Here is a 17,415-nt window from a genome sequence, read left to right as displayed (position 1 = left end):
CCTAAAATACCACACCGTTAGCGCCTGATTAGTCAGGAGTGACGGGTTTGTGGATTAAAATTAGCTTACCTACTCAACAACTCTATGAATCGGGTTAAACAAATTCATGAACTGGGCCAAAGCATCTGGCTCGACTTTATCGACCGTCAATTGATGAACACGGGCGCTCTGCAAACGCTCATCCAGGAGGATGGCATTCGGGGGCTCACATCGAATCCGGCTATTTTCGAGAAAGCCATTAGCAATAGTCCTGACTACGATGAAGACATCAAACGGCTCGCCCAGACGGAGAAGTCGAACGAAGCTCTCTTCTACGGGGTAGCCGTAACCGATATTCAGCGCGCAGCGGACTTATTTGCGCCGGTGTATGAAGACAAAATAAGCGGTGCCGATGGCTTTGTAAGCCTGGAAGTATCGCCCCATTTTGCCCTTGACGCAGAAAAAACCATCGAGCAGGCACGGTCTTTATGGCAGGCAGTGGACCGGCCCAACGTAATGATCAAAATACCGGGCACGCAAGCCTGTCTCCCGGCCATTCGGCAGACGATTAGTGAAGGCATCAACATCAACGTAACGCTGCTGTTTGGGCTGGATCGCTATTTGGCTGTTACGGAAGCCTACATCGCTGGTTTGGAAGATCGCCTGCAGGCGGGTCACCCCATCGACCAGTTGGCCTCTGTAGCCAGTTTCTTCATCAGTCGCATTGATACGTTGGTCGATCCCCTGCTGAAGGAGCAGGGATTATCTGAACTGACGGGCGAAGTGGCCATAGCGCTGGCCAAACAGGCCTATGCCAGTTACAGTCAGGTATTCGACAGCGAGCGGTTTAAAAAATTAGCCGACGCCGGGGCGGTTCCACAGCGGCTGCTCTGGGCCAGTACAGGCACAAAAGATCCGGCTTTTTCCGATGTTAAATACGTAGAAGCCCTAATCGGTCCTAAAACGGTTAATACCGTACCTATGGATACCCTGAACGCCTTTCGGGATCATGGCCAGGCTGCCCTGCGGCTGGCAAGCCACTACGAAGACGCTACGCAGGTGCTGGATCGGGTCCAGCAAGCGGGTATCGACCTGAATGCAATCGCTCAGCAGTTGGAGGACGAGGGTATCCAGAAATTTAATGACCCGTACGACAAATTGATGCAGGCCATTGACCAGCAGCGGAACGCGTTGGTTTCGCCTGAGAACTAGGCATAACGTGCTGATTGCTTCTCTATAACCTAGCCAATTAATTGATGATGACGTTAGCCGACGCAACGGATCTGCTACAGCAGACGACCGAGCAGTTAAGTGCCAATACCGATACGCTAACGCCCCAGGCGGGCGTGACCCTGATCGACCAATGGATCGAACCACTGACGACAGCCGAGAATACGCATCCCATCGCCGATCAGTTGAAGCAATTAAAAAGCCTGCTTCAGGCTCCCGCCATCGATAAGGATGCGATACAGAATTGTCTGAGCGAACTCGCCGACCTAACGTCCACTATGGGCATCGGCATGGGGTCGGAAGGCGAAATGCCGTCACTTATGGATGGGTTGGCAGCTGCTATTCGGCAGGCTGGGCAAACGTCCAGAGTCGACGAATAGAGTTTTCTGCTACGTATTCATTGGGATATCACCTAACCCGCCAATGAGACCATCCAAAATTGGCCTGGTGGTTCTTTCATAATACTCATTTTATTAATCTTACTCATATGGCCACTGATTTATTAAACCACCTTAGGGCGGCATTTACCCCATCTGCCGTTACCGATCTGGCCCGCGTTCTCGGCGAAAAAGCGGAACCAACGCAAAAGGCGATGGACGGCTTATTACCCGCCATTACCAGTGGCGTTATTCATCGAGCCTCAGATCAGGAGGGGGCGGCTACTCTGTATAATTTATTGAGAAGCACCCCTTTGGACACGGACCCCAACGTAGTTCAATTGGTCGAAACGAACAGTCATCGACAGAAAGCTGCCGAATCAGGTAATGCTCTGTTGAAGCAACTTTACGACGAGCGTGTTCACCGCCTGACCGATACGACGGCTCAATACAGTGGCGTCAGTTTAGGCTCGGCCACAACACTGACGGGCCTGGTGATGTCGGTACTGATGGGTTTTCTTAGCAAGCAGGTAACGACCCGTAATCTGACCCAGCCGCAACTGGTCGCTTTATTGGCAGGTGAGACCGACATCGTTCGCGGGGCAATTCCTGCTACGTTGGCGACCTTACTAGGCTGGTTCATTGGTACAGATATCCCGTCCCGCCCCATTACCACAACTACGCCTACTCCCACCCGAACCGAACCGGTTACGGCAGTGCGCCAGGATGAGCCGAAAGCGGCCGCTTTTCCCTGGTTACGCTGGGTGCTCATTGGCTTAGGCTTGCTACTGCTGTTTTTTTTCCTAACCAGAATGTGTGGCCGGGAGAAAACAGAAACGACGACCTCATCCGATAGTACTACGTCTTCAACGGGTGTGGCTACTGATACGTTAGCCAGTGATTTGAATGGAAACGAAGCCGGGCCCGAGGTACGAGTGGGCGTCGATTTGCCCGGTGGGCGCAAACTAAACGTAGCGGAGAATTCGTTCAACTACGCATTGGCGCAATTTTTATCAACGAAAGGCGGCCAACTCCCCAAAGTCTTTACATTCGACAACCTGACCTTTGAGACCGGCTCGGCCCGCATCACGGCTGCAGCCCAGGCCAACGTCGATGATCTGATTCAGATTATGCAGGCTTACCCCAATCTTCAGATCCGGATTGAGGGGAATACCGATAGTACCGGTGATGATGCCATTAACGACCCGCTATCAGCCGACCGTGCTGAAGCGGTTAAAGATGCTCTGGTAAAGGCCGGTATCCAGGCCAGTCGGATTGCCACCCGCGAGCGAGGCGATTCCAAGCCCGTCGCATCCAATGAGACGGAGGCCGGTCGGGCGAAGAATCGGCGCATCGATATAATCGTAACCAAGTTGTAGCGATCTACGGCTTGCCTTCATCGACCCGGTGTGCCCTGTCTTAACACAAGTCACACTGGGTCGATACATCAACTTTCTACTGGTATGCCTTCATCGACTCGCCGACCAACTTCCGTCCAAAATGCTTCCCGATTACTAGTTCTGTGCCTGGGTATCGAACTCCTGAGCTTTGCTTTCTCGGGCAGTTACTCAATCGGTGCCGTGTTGGGTGTATTGATCGGTGGCTTTTTGTGTTATCTCCTGATTCGTCAGGTCTACAGCGGAGCCAACTGGGCCCGATTGGTGCTTGTTTTTTTGATTAGTTTGGGGTTTATCAGCTCCCTTGTGACATTCAGAACTGGTTTTGCCAGAAACCCCGGCGCAACGATCATTGACCTGTTTTCTACCCTCTTTACCCTCCTGGCGGCTGCGTTGCTGTTCACCAGAAAAAGTACTACGTGGTTTCGGGATATGAGCAGACTTCGCAGCCTGGGTTAGAACATTGTACAGAACGTATCAGCGATTTTATTCGTCGGCACGATCAGGTTGTAGTTATAACGTTTTGATTAAACAAAGCCATAAAGACTGATTCAACAAAGAAAGCCTGTGATGAAAAAGTCAGTGGTTTTAGTACGAAAAGGATTAATTATCGGAGCTGGACTCCTGGCTATCCTCGTGGTAATTTCTCTTTATGAATATGAGACGTTAGCCAATTTGATTTTAAAATTCATTGACGATCTAAAGGCTCATGGATAGCTACGGAGTAGACTAGCAAAGCAGGTTCTTATCAGCTAACTATCCGTAGATTTTTTTCCAACTAATGTACTGATTGTATGCCCAATCGTCAAGACAAGAACCGCCTGATCCTTTTTGCCCTGCTTATTTTGGGTATAGCTGCTTTGGGTGTGTATATTCTTCTAGCTGGAGTGTAAGCTTCCTCTAAAAGTGACTTATTGAAAATAGAGTCTTCTCAGTATTTCTTAACAAAGAGAAGAAAAATGAAAGCAAATTGCTGAGGCCCAGATTGTGGCCATCCTTAAACAACAGCAAAGCGGTCAAATGGTTGTCAGGATTGCTCGTTAACACAGCATTTGTGAAACCACCTTCAACCAATAGCTCCACTCTTTATAGTACATGGGTATATGTATCCGTTAAATTAAGCTATTATCCTGTGACCAGCCTCTGATAGAGCGGACTGCTATTGGATACAGGTAAACAAGTTGGACCTCCAACTTGAAACCAAGACCTACTCTAGTCAAGGCTATATGTCTATAATGCCTTCAAATACTGCACAGAAATGCGTTGAAATGGGTTACTTATGGGAAAACAAACCATCGAGTTTGTCATTGTGCTTGCCAACTGCGAGTAAGGCAACCAAACCTAGTTTCACCTAACCCACTTGAATCAACAAACCTGCCCCACAGGGTCGTTTAGGCATGAAGTACAGAAAAGAAAAAATGAGTAAGGAGTTTACCAAACACCTCTTCGATTTTAAGGGTAAGCACACCCCCTTTCACATGGTGGTGCATCACTTTACCGACAGCGACAAGGGTGGGCCACATTGTCACCCCTTCCGGTTTACGACGCATATCCTGAAAGGGGGCTATACCGAGCGGGTTTACCTGATAAATCAAAAAGGGGATTGGCAGTATACCGATGTATTTCGCGGGCCAGGTACAACGCACGTAGTGGAAGCTGAGTGCATTCACGAATTGATCCACTTACCTCATGGGGAGTGCTGGACGGTGATGATTCCCGAAGAGAAGATACGGGAACCCAGGTTTTGGCGCTTTACCCTGGAAGGGGCTTTTTCTAGAGTCTGGAACAAGCGAAAATGGGTCAAACAAGTGTAATAATGGTAGAATCACGATCAATCCTTCTGGCCTAAATTACCTGGGTCGAGGTGCAGGGCAGATTTGTCCAGACAGATCGACCATAGCATCTAGTTGCCAATTCCGGCACTGGAAATGGTGGCGATGTCGTTGTTCACAATAGTGAAAGTCATCGAAAAGGGCGAGCCTGGTCCCGCCAGCGGTGCGGGGATTAGATTTCGTTAGTAACGTCCAGGTCGGCTCCGGGCAAAGGCAGTCGGCCTCAGTAAGACGAGTAAACAGGTGAGATAAGTAGTTCGATATACGTTCATACGATGAAGAAAATTCGATTAGGACTTCCCTTTCGGGAAGTCCTAACGCCTTATTTATTACTGCTGAAAATAATCGATCTTATCGGCATCAGAATTGTTGTTAACTCGCACCTCGCCCCCACTCCCGCCACTAATTACCGAACTCATGGTAATTATACCCGTTGTCATGCCGGGTGCCAACGTCCCGGTGAAACCAAAGGAGAGCTTATCGCCAGCGAATATGATACTACTGGTTCGCAGAATGTAATAGTTAACATCTGACACAGCGTCGTAGGTCCACAGGCTATTCTGCACCGTCCGACCGTTGATGGTTGTGGCTCCTGGATCAAAGGTCAAGTTTACTTTAGAATCCTTCGTCACCCGAACAACGATCGTACCGCTGGTCGGTACACCGAGCACTTCGACCACATCCACCACTACACTCATGGCAGTAGTTCCATACACCGTCGATGGTCTGGCGTAGACGATCGGTGTCAGATCGGGTAAGGTTACCAACGTTGCGGTTGCACAGCTGGCGCCATCGTTTCCGCCCAGCGGTGTACCCGTCGTGCCCAATATTGTGGCTGAGTTCGTAGCTAAGTCAACTCTGAAGAATCGATCCAGTGTATTGGCATACACGTAAAGGCTACCCGTGTTGTCCACAAAGGCGGCTCCGTAAGCACTTGTTTCCGTCTGAATACCCCCTCCGCTCACCGTTCCCGTCGACAACGTGGTCGAACCGTTGGCAGGGTTCATCGTGACCACCTTGAACGAATTGGCATTGCCCGGATTGGTCAGCCCATAGAACCGGTTGGTGGCCGGGTTATACGCCCAGTCAGACAGCGTGTAGTTGGTGATGGCCGTGCCAAAAGGCGCTGCATCAACCGTACTGTTATTAGCTGATTCCACTAAGTTCAGATACGTAGCAGCTCGGCTTGGGTCAATATCCACGACGTAGTATGTAGCCCCATTGAGCAGGAACAAATACCCACCATTCATTACGTCCCCAACGGCATAGTTTAGGTTGGTCGGCAGATTCGGGATGTTAAAAGCGGTCACGGTTCCGGCACCATCGATACGTACTACCCGGTTCGCTGCGTTGTCGTACCCCCAGATCAGGTTATCCATGGGGCTGTAACCGATGGCATTGATGGGCCGATTGAGGGCGGCCACCGTCGTTCGGGTGCCCGTACCGACATTGAAGCCGTAGAGCGTCGAATTAGTCTGCCCGTTCGGTATTGCCACCTGATAAGCCGTGGCGGTACACGAGAAGGATACCGGGGGTACGGTCAGGCTGGTCAGATTACAACTGGCACCATCATTACCACCCAAAGGCAGATCGGCACTTGACAGTTTTACCGCTGTTTTAGCCGCTATGTTGATCTTGAAGAATTCATCAAGCGTATTAGCATACACGTACAGACTACCCGTATTGTCCACAAAGGTAGCTCCATAACCACTCGTCTCCCCGCGAATGCCCCCACCGGTCACTTGTCCGGTTGTCAGGGTCGTTGAACCCGTTGTGGGGTTCAAGATCACAACCTGGTACGGATTCGCATCACCCGGATTGGTCAGCGCATAGAATCGACTGGTAGCTGGATCATAGGCCCAGTCCGAGATCACCCGATCCGGAATGGTTGTACCAAAAGGCGAAGCATCAGCCGTATAACCTGTTAACGGATCGACCAGATCCAGATACGTAGAACGGATAGGACCAAGATCCACTACGTAGTATTTTTTATCCGTAACGCCGAGCAGGAACAGATACCCGCCATTCAGGACATCACCAACCACATAATTCTGAGTCGTAGGCAAGTTTTGGATCAGGAAAGCCGTGGTTACTCGATTTCCGTCAATACGTACCACCCGGTTTGCCGAATTGTCATAGCCCCAGATCAGATTATCAGCCGTGTTGTAGCCAATTGCGTTGATGTTACGGGTCAGTGTATCGAGCACCGTGCGGACTCCGCTGTTCACATCAAAGGCGTACAGGACAGACGTCGTCAGCCCGCTTCCGGTCGGCACGGCGACCTGATAGGCCGTTGAGGTACACGCGAATGGCGTCGGTGGCGTGATCAGATTTACTAGCGGACAACTGGCCCCGTCATTACCGGCCAGGGGAACACCCGTCACCGCCAACTGCGTCGCGACGTTGGTCGCCATGTTGATCCTGAAGAAAACATCCAGCGTATTGGCATACACAAAAAGATTCCCCGTATTGTCAATATAGGTCGCTCCGAAAGCCGACGTTTCCTGCCGAATCCCTCCCCCACTCACGCCCGCTGCAGCCAACGTGGTCGCACCCGTCAACGGATCAAGCGTTACGACCTTGAACGGATCGGCAGCAGCCGTATTGGTCAACCCGTAAAACTTATTTGTGACCGGATCATACGCCCAATCCGAAATCGTATAAGCCGTAATGGGCGTACCAAAAGGCGTGTTATCGACCGTAAAGCCCGTTGTCGGATCGACCAGTTGCAGATACGTAGCGGTGTGTGCCGGGTTGATATCGACCACGTAGTACCGGGTTCCACCAGACGTATAAAGGAACAGATAGCCCCCCGTCATGACGTCCCCATTGATGAAGTTTAGATTCGGCAGATTCGGAATCGTGTACCCCAGGATAGACCCGTTGGCGTCTATACGTACCACCTGGTTCAAATTGTTGTCAAAACCCCAGATGTAGTTATCCACAGTACTATACCCAATCGCGTTGATGGTCCGGGTCAGCGTGGCAAGCGTGTTGCGGCTCCCCGTGTTCACATCGAACTCGTAGAGCGAGGAAAACGTCTGTCCAGTAGGCACCGCCACCTGATACGTTTTGGATACACAGGCAAAGGGCGTTGGCGGCAACAGATTTGCCAGATTACAACTGGCCCCATCATTATTGCCGCTCGGGCTGGATGTCGACACCAACGTAGCGACTCTGGATGACAGGTTAACTTTGAAAAACTTACCAGACTGGTTGCCAAAGACAAAGAGGTTCCCCGAGTTGTCGACAAAGCTGGCTCCGAATCCCGATGTTTCGGTTCCAATAGTCCCACCCGACACAGCGGCTGTCCCTACGGTTGCTACACCCGTTACAGGATTGAGCGTTGTAATCCGGAACGGGGTAGCGTCATTGGCGGCCGTTAGTCCATAAAAATTGCCTGTACTCGGATTGTAGGCCCAGTCGGAGATGGTCAGCGTCGGGGTAATGGTCGTCCCGTAGGGCGAAGCATCGAGTACATAGCCAATGGTTGGATCGACTAATTTAAGGTAGGTACTGGAGCGGGCCGGATTAATGTCCACGACGTAGTAAGTAGCCCCATCCGTATTGTAAAGAAACAGATAGCCGCCGTTGAGCACGTCACCGATATTATAATTAATCGCTGGCAAATCCGGAATGGTGAAGCCGGTGATCGCGCCGGTCGCATCAATCCGTACCACCTCATGGGCTCCCCCATCCCATCCCCAGATCAGATTATCCACGGTATTGTAGCCGATGCCATTGAGTGTCCGGCCCAAGTCTTGTTTAATTACCGTGCGGACGCCCGTGGCTACGTTGAACGAGTAGAGGGTTGATGGAGCACCACCGCCGGTAGCCGCTACCTGATAGGCCAGTGACGAACAAGCAAATGGAGCCAGCGCAGCCGTAGCGCCGAACGTATAAGCCGTGTAGGCATTGGGGGCAAGTGCGCCCGTGGTTGTGATGGAACCCGCTGTCAGATTGCTGGTTCCCCCCAGCACCGACGTCACATCGACCGCTGAGGCAATAGGTACCCATTGCGTACCATTCCATCCGACAATCGTCAGTTTGCTCAGGTCGTTGGTTGTTAACGTACCAATCGCACTTAACGCACTCCACGTCAGGGTAATCGCCGTGTTATTCGTGCCATCAATGTCCCAGTACTCCTGTGTGCTCACCACCGACAGGTTGGCCGCTTTAGCGCTCGTACTGAAGGGAGCACCGGCTGGCAAAGCGGCATAATTACCCCCCCCCAGATTAGACGTAACAGCGGTAGATGGGTTGGCATAGATATAAGCGCCCGTCGTGCCATCAGCGGCAGCGGCAAACGGACCGTAGTGGCCATTGTCACCGGTTGGGAAGATGAACGAACCGGCCCCCTGCTTGCGTACGTAGCCATCGACATGGTTGGCATCGTTGGCCCCGGTATGGCCGGTTGCCGTAGCCGCAAAGTTGAGCACGCCAAAGGGTGCGCTACGTACCGTACCGATAATGCCGGGTTGGGTGCCTGCCCCGCCTGTCAGGAAATTGTGGTTACCAAAGAGGGTCATCTGGGCACCGCTAAAAATAGTGGTATTGCCCTGACTACCCTGCTGCGCCCGGGCCGATAAGGCCATGACGAGCAACACCAGCAATACAGGTATGCTCATCCAGACCCACTGCCAGCGGGGTGGAGGATTGTATGATTTTATCATTTGATATCTTTTTAGGAGTAAGGATCAATTTTTAAGCCGGGATGTCCACGAGTGGATATCCGTAACCTCCTGATCAGTTGCCTAGCGTTTAGCGACCTTGCTGCCGGTGGCTTTTACCTTCCGAAGACCTACCTTAATCAATTCCTGCCGCATTTCGGCCATAGCCAGTTTTAATTCGGCCACTTCGGCTACCTGGGCTTTGAGCGCAGCGATTTCAGTTTGTTGCTCTTGAATGGCTTTGGTCAGCACGGGGATAAGCCCATCGTAGTTTACATGGTAAAACTCTTTCGTTTCATCCTTGGGCTTGTGGACCGCTTCGGGGATTACTTTATACAGTTCCTGGGCGATGAAGCCGACCGATGGAACGGTTCTATCATCCGCGTTGAAGGTCACGTTGCCCTCCGTCAATGACTTGCTGGTATGCACATCATAGGTAACCGGGCGCAGCGCCATCACCTTGTTGAGGCCGGACGTGACGCCCTGCACATTGGTCTTGACGCGGGCATCAGACAGGACATGATAGGCGCCGGCGAGATCAATATAGGCGATATCATAGCTAAGGCTGGGCGTGCCGCCAATGGGTAGGTTGAAAAAGCGGAAGCCCCCCGAGCCAGTACCGCAATAGTTTACCAGCTCAACCTCACCTATGCCCGGTTGTACAGCGTTCCAGTAGATAGCACCTTTGTTGCTGGTATTTACCAGTGGGGACACACCGCCGAAACCACCGAAACCGATTCCCTCGTTTACCTCAAGCTGGAATTTGGGCGAATTAATTCCAATACCCACATACCCATTTTCGGTTATTTTCAGGCCTGAAGCTCCATTCTCATTAACTGAATGGGGCGCAATAACAAAGCCCCGGCTGGTAGCTGCCCCCTGGCCTATTGAGGCACCACCCGCGTTCGAGAAAATGATACCTGCATCACCATTATTTACAATTAGGTTATACGCCCCGACAAAGCCCAACTGGGGTACCATAAAAAACTTCCCGACATCGCCGATTGAAAGCTTTATCGCCTGGTCGTTAGCGGCCGCTGTATTTACGTTGAGCTTAACGCCTAGACCAGTCGAATTAGTCGCTGGAGTAGTCGTACCAATACCCACCTGGCCGTTTTGGAACATCACGGTATGCTGACCACTCGACCCTTCGGCATCCAGCACGGCGTTGCTTGTAATCGTTGTTGGATTAGCCCCGATTTTTACCTGCGCCTGAACCCCTGTTGTTACGGCCATACCCAGGATGGCTGCGACACATACATGTTGAAATTTCATAGAATTTGATTTGAGTTAGAATGAATTTTTTAGACAAAAGAAGACCTGTCGCTTGCTTTTTAACGCAGTGAAACTGAAAGTAAGATTTTGATTTTTAGGAAGTTATACTGTATTGACGCAACCTGTAGATTGCTTCTAACTTGAAGACGTAATTTGGCTCGTTTCCAGTGGTGGGATTATACGGGCGGCAGACATCCAAACCAGACCATCATCTCCTGGATTAGCCGCCATAGAGGTGGCTGCGCTATTGATGACAATCTGAAACTGAGTGCTATCTAATATTTTAGTCCAACTTGTGCCGTTTTTAGGGCCAATTCCGGTAGAAGTAACGTAATGAATAGAGACAATCGGTTGAGCGCTTACCTGTTGAGTCATAGCGAGAAGTGCGGCACTGAATAAAGCGAATCGTAATAGTTTGGCCATCAGTTGAGTACGTATTGTTTTCATTTCCTCAAATGTCTAAACTATTCATTAACCTTTATTTCAATTCCATCTCAATTTCTGTTAATTCCGTCTCAATTCCTGTCAATTCCGTCTCAATTCCTGTCAATTCCGTCTCAAATAGTTTCTTCCAGTTAAACAATTCGTTTCTCTCAAGTACACCTTTTGCCAAATCGATTCCTCGTTTGTAAATGGTTTTCTCTGTTTACTTGTATATTTAAGGCTCAATGGTTGACATAAGTCAGTCAACGTTTCTCTTTAAGTTACTCAACAAGATCGGACTTGGTATGCGCCTGTATAACACATTACGGCACTGTCTCCTAATACTAGTAAGTTGGTATATAGGTCTGATCGATAATCCTTGTTTAGCACAGTCTCTACGTTTACCCCCGCCCACTGCGATTACGGATCGGCAGGGTTTGTCTCAGGGTTTTATAACCGGTATTGTTCAGGATCGCCAGGGATTCATGTGGATCGCTTCCCGCGATGGGCTTTGTCGGTATGACGGCCGGACATTTCGGACGTTTAAACCAACGCCTACCGGAAAGCCATCACTTTCCTTCCCCGGACTAGGCAGACTGGTACTGGATCATCGAGGCATGATTTGGATCCTCAGTGAACGAGGGGATCTGGACCGCTTTGACCCACGTACCGAAACGTTCACCAATGTCTCCCAACTACCCGCCTATAAGAAAGCATTCTCGCACTCGGGGCCAGGGAATGTTTGGCTGGATCGACAGGATCGGCTCTGGATTATTTTTAATGCCTGGGGCGTAGGCTTGTATGATACACGCACAGGACGGTGTCAGCTCTACGGTCATCAGAAAGGCCAACCCAATACGTTAGAAGATCCGGGAATCGGCCTTACCGAAGACAATCTGGGCCGCTGCTGGGTAGCTACCTATCAAGGACTTACGTATTTTGATAAAATGCGACAGCGCTTTATAGCGCCTACTTTTCCAGTGCCTCACGACGAATTAAGCGGGTTTTACCGAACCCGGGACGGAGAGTTTCTTATTGGCTCCAGCCAGCAGTTGACACGGCTTAATCCGCTCACTGGCCAAACGCAACAGTATCCCCTTCCCCGCAAGCGGGTAATATGGGATATAATGAATTTTACCACCGATAATAAAGGAGTCATCTATTTTCAGCGGGATAGCCTGTTATACCGATACACCCATACGGAAGGCCCTCGGTTGCTTAGCGCTCAGGCCCCTATCTCCAATGCTGAGGAGAGCCATAGTTTATGTATGGATCGATCGGATGTACTTTGGGTAGGAACGAATGGGAGCGGTATCCGAAAGTATGATCTGAGAGGAAATCCTTTCCAGACGGCGCCTTATCAGGTTTCCTTCCATGTCGATTTGCTTCGGCGTTGGTTAGGCGTTAAGCAAAACCTGGACCCGTCCTATGTGGCCAATCGCAATAGTTACAATTTTCGGTATACAATCGATCAACAGCACAGACTTTGGTTTAACGCGGCTACTCAACCCTTTCAACGGCTAGACCTGGTAAGTGGCCACCTAACGACCATTCCATCACCCGCGCCACTTACAGCTTCAGGACCTAACCCCTATCCAATGGCCACCGATCCAGCCGGACAGATATGGGTCGTGTATGATTCGTTGGCCTGGCATTACCAGGAAGAAACGAGTAAGTGGATACCGTTTGACCATACGATACGCATTTCAGGTTCGGACCCTCCCTTACAATTGGTGGTCGATCAACAGGCGCTCTGGTTAGCTACGCCACGCGGAGGCCTTTTCCGGATTGACCGCCGAACGGGCGTTCATCGACAGTTTACACAGGTGGCGTCCAATCCGGCCTCGATTAATAGTAATAGTCTATTCTGTATGTCAGCCGATCCGATCGATCCCAATCGCTTATGGATAGGCACGTTTGGTGCAGGAGCCTGCGCGTTTGATAAACACACCGGCCAATGCCGCCGTTTTACAGAAGCCGATGGACTTCCCAACAATGTGATTTACTCCGTGATTCCTGATCAACAGGGATACCTCTGGATGGGAACTAATAAAGGGCTGGTACGTATGCATCGAAAAACATTTCAGATGCGCACCTACACCCATGAGGATGGGTTGCTGGCGGACGAGTTTAATCGCTTTCATTTTTTGCATCTGCCCCGTCTCGGGACTGCTAACGAGCAAATTTATATGGGAGGAGTGGAAGGCATCACGGCTTTTTCTCCTCGCCAGATTCAGGATGACAGCTTTACGCCTTCCGTTGAAATCACCCAGATTCAGATTAATAACCATCCTTTATCGCTGAGCCCGCCCGATACAGCCGCGGTACCTTTCCTACCGGTGCAGGTATTACAGGAGCTGGAGTTACCCTATGACCAAAACTTCCTGACGGTTCGATTCGCGGTGGCCCAATATAACAAACCCGAGAAGAACCGGTTTCGGTATCAGTTAGAAGGGCTTACTAACCAATGGGTGGAGACGACGCAGCCAGAAGCCGTTTATACGAATCTACCTTCCGGTCATTACCTCCTGAAGCTGAATGCATCGAACACTTCAGGCCTATGGAGTCCACACGTCCGTACCTTGTCGGTACGTATCCATCCGCCTTACTGGGCAACCTGGTGGGCGTATATGGTATACGGACTCATCGTTTTTTGCATAGCCTACGTAGTGTTACGCTCGTACATCAACCGGTTACGCTTACAACAAAATCTAGCGTTTCAGGAACGGGAGACTCAGCAGTTGCGAACGATTGATGAGATGAAAACGCGTTTTTTCTCGAATGTGACGCACGAGTTCAGAACCCCATTGACGCTAATTTTAACGCCCACTCAGCAGCTAAAACAAAAATATGCGGATACCGATGACCAGCGTCGGCTAGGCGTTATTGAACGTAACGCCTATCAGCTATTGGAGATGATTAACCAACTGCTCGATCTATCCAAATTAGAAGCGAACGCCATGCCAGTTCTGCGGTCGGTTGGCAATCTAAGCGAATTTATCGAGGAGACGGTCAACTCGTTTCGGGAAGAAGCCGATCATTTACGCATTGAGCTAGACTATCAACCGCAGCTCATGGGCGATTATTTATTTGATCGGGCTAAACTGGAACGGATCATCTATAATCTGGTGTCCAATGCCCTGAAGTTTAGTCGAGCGGGTGATCGGGTGGTCGTTACGGTACAGCAAGCAAACGACGGCTTGGTACAGCTCATTGTGACCGACACTGGGATTGGCATTGCCCCCGAGCAAGTACCGTATATCTTCAATCGCTTTTATCAGGCTGACGACTCCTTAACCCGGTCGCAGGAAGGAACCGGCATTGGTCTGGCCTTAGTCAAAGAACTTGTCGAGGTACAGGCCGGTACTATTTTGGTCAATAGTCAGCTGGGTGTAGGTACGAGTTTCACCATTCGACTGCCGTATCAACCCGCCTTCATTGGGCAACCGGTACCGAAGGCCATTAATACCAATCAGGGGAGTCAACCTATTCCTGCATCGCAACCTACTGCCGAATCACCACTTATCCTGCTAGTGGAAGACAATAACGATTTAGCCGAGTTTATTAGCCAAAGTTTACCGGCCTGGTATCAGATTGAGCGAGCCAGCAACGGAGCCCAGGGACTCGACATAGCGATTGAGCGCATGCCCGATCTAGTGCTAAGCGACGTACTTATGCCGGTTATGGATGGCTACACACTCTGCGAAAAACTGAAGGCCGATCCCCATACCAGCCATATTCCGGTGGTTCTATTGACTGCGAAAAATACGTTGGCTAACCGGGTAAAAGGATTAGGGCTTGGCGCCGATGACTATATCACCAAGCCGTTCCATGTAGCGGAGCTTCAACTCCGAATTCAGAATCTACTCAATAATCGGCAACAACTGCGCGACTGGATCCGACACAGTCTGTCTGATCTGGACCAAGTCGTCTCCACGGATGAGCTAGCTCAGTCCGATCCCTTTTTAGGTCGATTTTATACGATTCTCAGTAACCATCTCAACGATTCGGAGTTTGGCATCACCCAGTTATCTCAGGAGATCGGGATGAGCCGGGCTAGTTTGTACCGCAAACTGGAAGCGCTATCGAGTTTGCCGGTTAATGAATTAATTCAGCATTATCGGCTGAAGCGGGCTACGGAGTATCTGCGGGATGGGCAAAGCATAACGGCAACCGCTTATTTGGTCGGCTTTTCGAGTCCTTCGTATTTTTCCAGGAGTTTCCGTAAGCTTTACAACCTCACGCCTTCCGAGTTTATTACGCAATGTCAGCAAACAAATTAGGGGACGTCCTTTACGTGAAAGTAATTAAAAACGGCCATCAGATTGGTAAAAATGATAAGCGACAATTTGGTAGCTATGAAAATCAGTACTTTGATTAACACGTTAACTGCATTATCCTAAACGAAGTAGTTCATAAATTTCAATCTACCTTTTGGGCCAAGCTCACCGATGAGCTTCTTTCTGTAAGCACAACTGCCAAAAGAGAAAACGGTTTCTTATCCGTCTGTTCACTACCCTTAATAGAGTTAGTAGACGGCTAGCTATCTATGCGTGACATTTCTATACTTTTAAGGTAGGCTACGAGTTTAGCCGTTACGGATGTACTTATCCTGTAAGGCATTGAACACTTAGAATCTAGAGTAAGCTATCTTATAGAGCGATGAGGATGGATGCAAAAAACTTTCCCTGTTTGTTTGGTTGTACCCGTAAAGTGCTTTTCAGCTGAATTGCTATGCTCCCGTAGTCAGATAGAATAATTGCCGATTGATTCATTTTATCTTTAACAAGAAGCATCACAGCTGAATTAGGTCAGCTAACGTGGTACGGCCAGCATGTCGATCTATAAAAAATGCGGACCACTCCTGTAGTCCGCATTTTTTATGGTTGCACCAATACGAATTAATGCCCACAGGTGGTTCTAAGCCAGTGATGCCTCAACCGTAATTTTAGTGTTAAACAGCTTGGAAATCGGGCAATTCGCTTCGGCATCATCGACCAGCGATTGAAATTTCTCTGGCTCAATGCCCGGAACGCTGGCTTTAACCACCAAATGCGATTCACTGATGCTGCCAGTGCCAGGATCGAGGGTTATCGTGCAATCGGTGTCGATTGAATCAGCCGTAAAACCGGCTTCCTGCAGATTAAACGCTAGTTTCATCGAGAAACAGCCCGCGTGAGCAGCGCCAACCAATTCTTCAGGATTGGTGCCAACACCATCAGCAAAACGCGTATTAAAGGAATATTGGGTTTGATTAAGGACCGTACTGGCGGTCGATACGGTGCCTTTGCCTTCTTTGCCTGTACCTTCCCAGTGCGCCGAAGCCTTCCGTTTGATTTGCATACGAAACTAAGTGTTTAATAAATAGAGAATGTTGACCTGTCTGTCTCTAGTCGAGCACGACAAAAATAGAACAGCTTTAGTTGATAATCGAAATCGAGGACTGATGGTTTTATAAAATCTGCACGGTTGCCCAGTTAGCGCTCTAGTTGACCTGAGAAGTAGTTCCTGCTACGTTATCGATCCGTTATAAATCGGCGAAGAAATTCGTATCCATTCCCGCGTGGTTCACTGGTCATAGTACAGCCATGACTTGATCGACTTGATCATACGACCGTTGACGTTTGATCAACTGTCCCGTCAAATACTGATCTGAAGAAAACTAATTGTTATTTTTACATCAGGCAGTCCTAAAACTAGCCGCCATTAAAACACCACAATGACCCCTGTACAGGAAGCTAAACGCTACATTGACAACGCAAAGGAAATTCTGCGCGATAAAGCCAGAAAAGAAGAAGGCTATTACCAGGACGCAAAATATGTTAAACTCGCTGGCCATGCTGCTTACACGGGTATACTAGTTGCCCTGGATGGTTTACTAGGTAAAAAAGGTAAAGGTCGTAAAGATGTGGACTGGTATAAGCAAAATCTGGCTAAGCTTGATAAGCGAATGTTAAATTCGTTCGTGTCAGCCTATGATATTCTGCATTTGTCGATGGCCTATGATGGCATTCCCGACGCAGAAGTAGCACAAACAGGATTAAAACGTGCAGAATCGATCATCGATTGGGTTGAGCAACGAACAGTGACGGCTTAACCTGTCTATCCCGTTTGACAAGTCGATTTTACCGGTTAAATAAGTAGTCACATAATCTTAAACAATTTGGGTGTTGGCAGGGCAAGTGGCGTCAGGTTCGAACCTGACGCCACTTGCCCTGCCAACACCCAAATT

At 49.7% G+C, this 17,415-nt stretch carries 11 protein-coding genes; 7 read left to right on the top strand and 4 right to left on the bottom strand.

Annotated elements, in window-relative coordinates:
* Nucleotides 1-84 precede the first annotated feature (84 nt).
* From tal to IC230_RS31405, 5 genes are all read left to right on the top strand, one after another.
* Complete coding sequence (gene tal, locus IC230_RS31425) at nt 85-1,191, top strand: transaldolase (protein ID WP_191043047.1); 1,107 nt, start codon at nt 85-87, stop codon at nt 1,189-1,191.
* Between the two features lie 44 nt (nt 1,192-1,235).
* Nucleotides 1,236-1,589 carry a hypothetical protein gene (locus IC230_RS31420; protein ID WP_191043046.1) on the top strand — a complete coding sequence of 118 codons (354 nt, stop codon included), beginning with the start codon at nt 1,236-1,238 and terminating at the stop codon, nt 1,587-1,589.
* A gap of 107 nt (nt 1,590-1,696) precedes the next feature.
* A complete protein-coding gene (locus IC230_RS31415; RefSeq protein ID WP_191043045.1) occupies nt 1,697-2,965 on the top strand; it encodes an OmpA family protein in 1,269 nt (422 codons plus the stop codon).
* Nucleotides 2,966-3,049: 84 nt separating this feature from the next.
* A complete protein-coding gene (locus IC230_RS31410; protein WP_191043044.1) occupies nt 3,050-3,442 on the top strand; it encodes a hypothetical protein in 393 nt (130 codons plus the stop codon).
* A 938-nt stretch (nt 3,443-4,380) separates the two neighbouring features.
* Nucleotides 4,381-4,797 (top strand): hypothetical protein, encoded by a 417-nt coding sequence (locus tag IC230_RS31405; RefSeq protein ID WP_191043043.1) that lies wholly within the window; start codon nt 4,381-4,383, stop codon nt 4,795-4,797.
* Nucleotides 4,798-5,144: 347 nt separating this feature from the next.
* Here IC230_RS31405 and IC230_RS31400 read toward each other — a convergent pair whose 3' ends face one another.
* The 3 genes from IC230_RS31400 to IC230_RS31390 form a co-directional block, all read right to left on the bottom strand.
* Nucleotides 5,145-9,488, bottom strand: a complete 4,344-nt coding sequence (locus IC230_RS31400) for a beta strand repeat-containing protein (protein ID WP_191043042.1) — start codon at nt 9,486-9,488, stop codon at nt 5,145-5,147.
* Between the two features lie 81 nt (nt 9,489-9,569).
* Nucleotides 9,570-10,760: a tail fiber domain-containing protein gene (locus tag IC230_RS31395; protein WP_191043041.1), complete on the bottom strand. Its 1,191-nt coding sequence runs from the start codon at nt 10,758-10,760 to the stop codon at nt 9,570-9,572.
* Between the two features lie 135 nt (nt 10,761-10,895).
* A complete protein-coding gene (locus tag IC230_RS31390; RefSeq protein WP_191043040.1) occupies nt 10,896-11,207 on the bottom strand; it encodes a hypothetical protein in 312 nt (103 codons plus the stop codon).
* A 413-nt stretch (nt 11,208-11,620) separates the two neighbouring features.
* Between IC230_RS31390 and IC230_RS31385 the strand changes: the two genes are divergently transcribed.
* A complete protein-coding gene (locus tag IC230_RS31385) occupies nt 11,621-15,466 on the top strand; it encodes a hybrid sensor histidine kinase/response regulator transcription factor (protein WP_191043039.1) in 3,846 nt (1,281 codons plus the stop codon).
* A gap of 637 nt (nt 15,467-16,103) precedes the next feature.
* Here the strand turns inward: IC230_RS31385 and IC230_RS31380 are convergent.
* Entirely contained in the window at nt 16,104-16,526 is a 423-nt protein-coding gene (locus IC230_RS31380; protein WP_191043038.1) for an OsmC family protein, read from the bottom strand.
* A 376-nt stretch (nt 16,527-16,902) separates the two neighbouring features.
* Here IC230_RS31380 and IC230_RS31375 point away from each other — a divergent pair, with 376 nt between their 5' ends.
* Entirely contained in the window at nt 16,903-17,280 is a 378-nt protein-coding gene (locus IC230_RS31375) for a DUF5618 family protein (RefSeq protein ID WP_191043037.1), read from the top strand.
* The last annotated feature ends 135 nt before the right edge of the window (nt 17,281-17,415 follow it).

The sequence above is a fragment of the Spirosoma validum genome (assembly GCF_014699035.1).
Taxonomy (GTDB): Bacteria; Bacteroidota; Bacteroidia; order Cytophagales; family Spirosomataceae; genus Spirosoma; species Spirosoma validum.
This window is presented reverse-complemented; position numbering and strand designations above follow the sequence as displayed.

Coding starts and splice junctions, on each gene's coding strand:
- tal (WP_191043047.1), top strand. CDS start 85: ATGAATCGGGTTAAACAAATTCATGAACTGGGCCAAAGCATCTGGCTC.
- IC230_RS31420 (WP_191043046.1), top strand. CDS start 1,236: ATGATGACGTTAGCCGACGCAACGGATCTGCTACAGCAGACGACCGAG.
- IC230_RS31415 (WP_191043045.1), top strand. CDS start 1,697: ATGGCCACTGATTTATTAAACCACCTTAGGGCGGCATTTACCCCATCT.
- IC230_RS31410 (WP_191043044.1), top strand. CDS start 3,050: ATGCCTTCATCGACTCGCCGACCAACTTCCGTCCAAAATGCTTCCCGA.
- IC230_RS31405 (WP_191043043.1), top strand. CDS start 4,381: ATGAAGTACAGAAAAGAAAAAATGAGTAAGGAGTTTACCAAACACCTC.
- IC230_RS31400 (WP_191043042.1), bottom strand. CDS start 9,488: ATGATAAAATCATACAATCCTCCACCCCGCTGGCAGTGGGTCTGGATG.
- IC230_RS31395 (WP_191043041.1), bottom strand. CDS start 10,760: ATGAAATTTCAACATGTATGTGTCGCAGCCATCCTGGGTATGGCCGTA.
- IC230_RS31390 (WP_191043040.1), bottom strand. CDS start 11,207: ATGAAAACAATACGTACTCAACTGATGGCCAAACTATTACGATTCGCT.
- IC230_RS31380 (WP_191043038.1), bottom strand. CDS start 16,526: ATGCAAATCAAACGGAAGGCTTCGGCGCACTGGGAAGGTACAGGCAAA.
- IC230_RS31375 (WP_191043037.1), top strand. CDS start 16,903: ATGACCCCTGTACAGGAAGCTAAACGCTACATTGACAACGCAAAGGAA.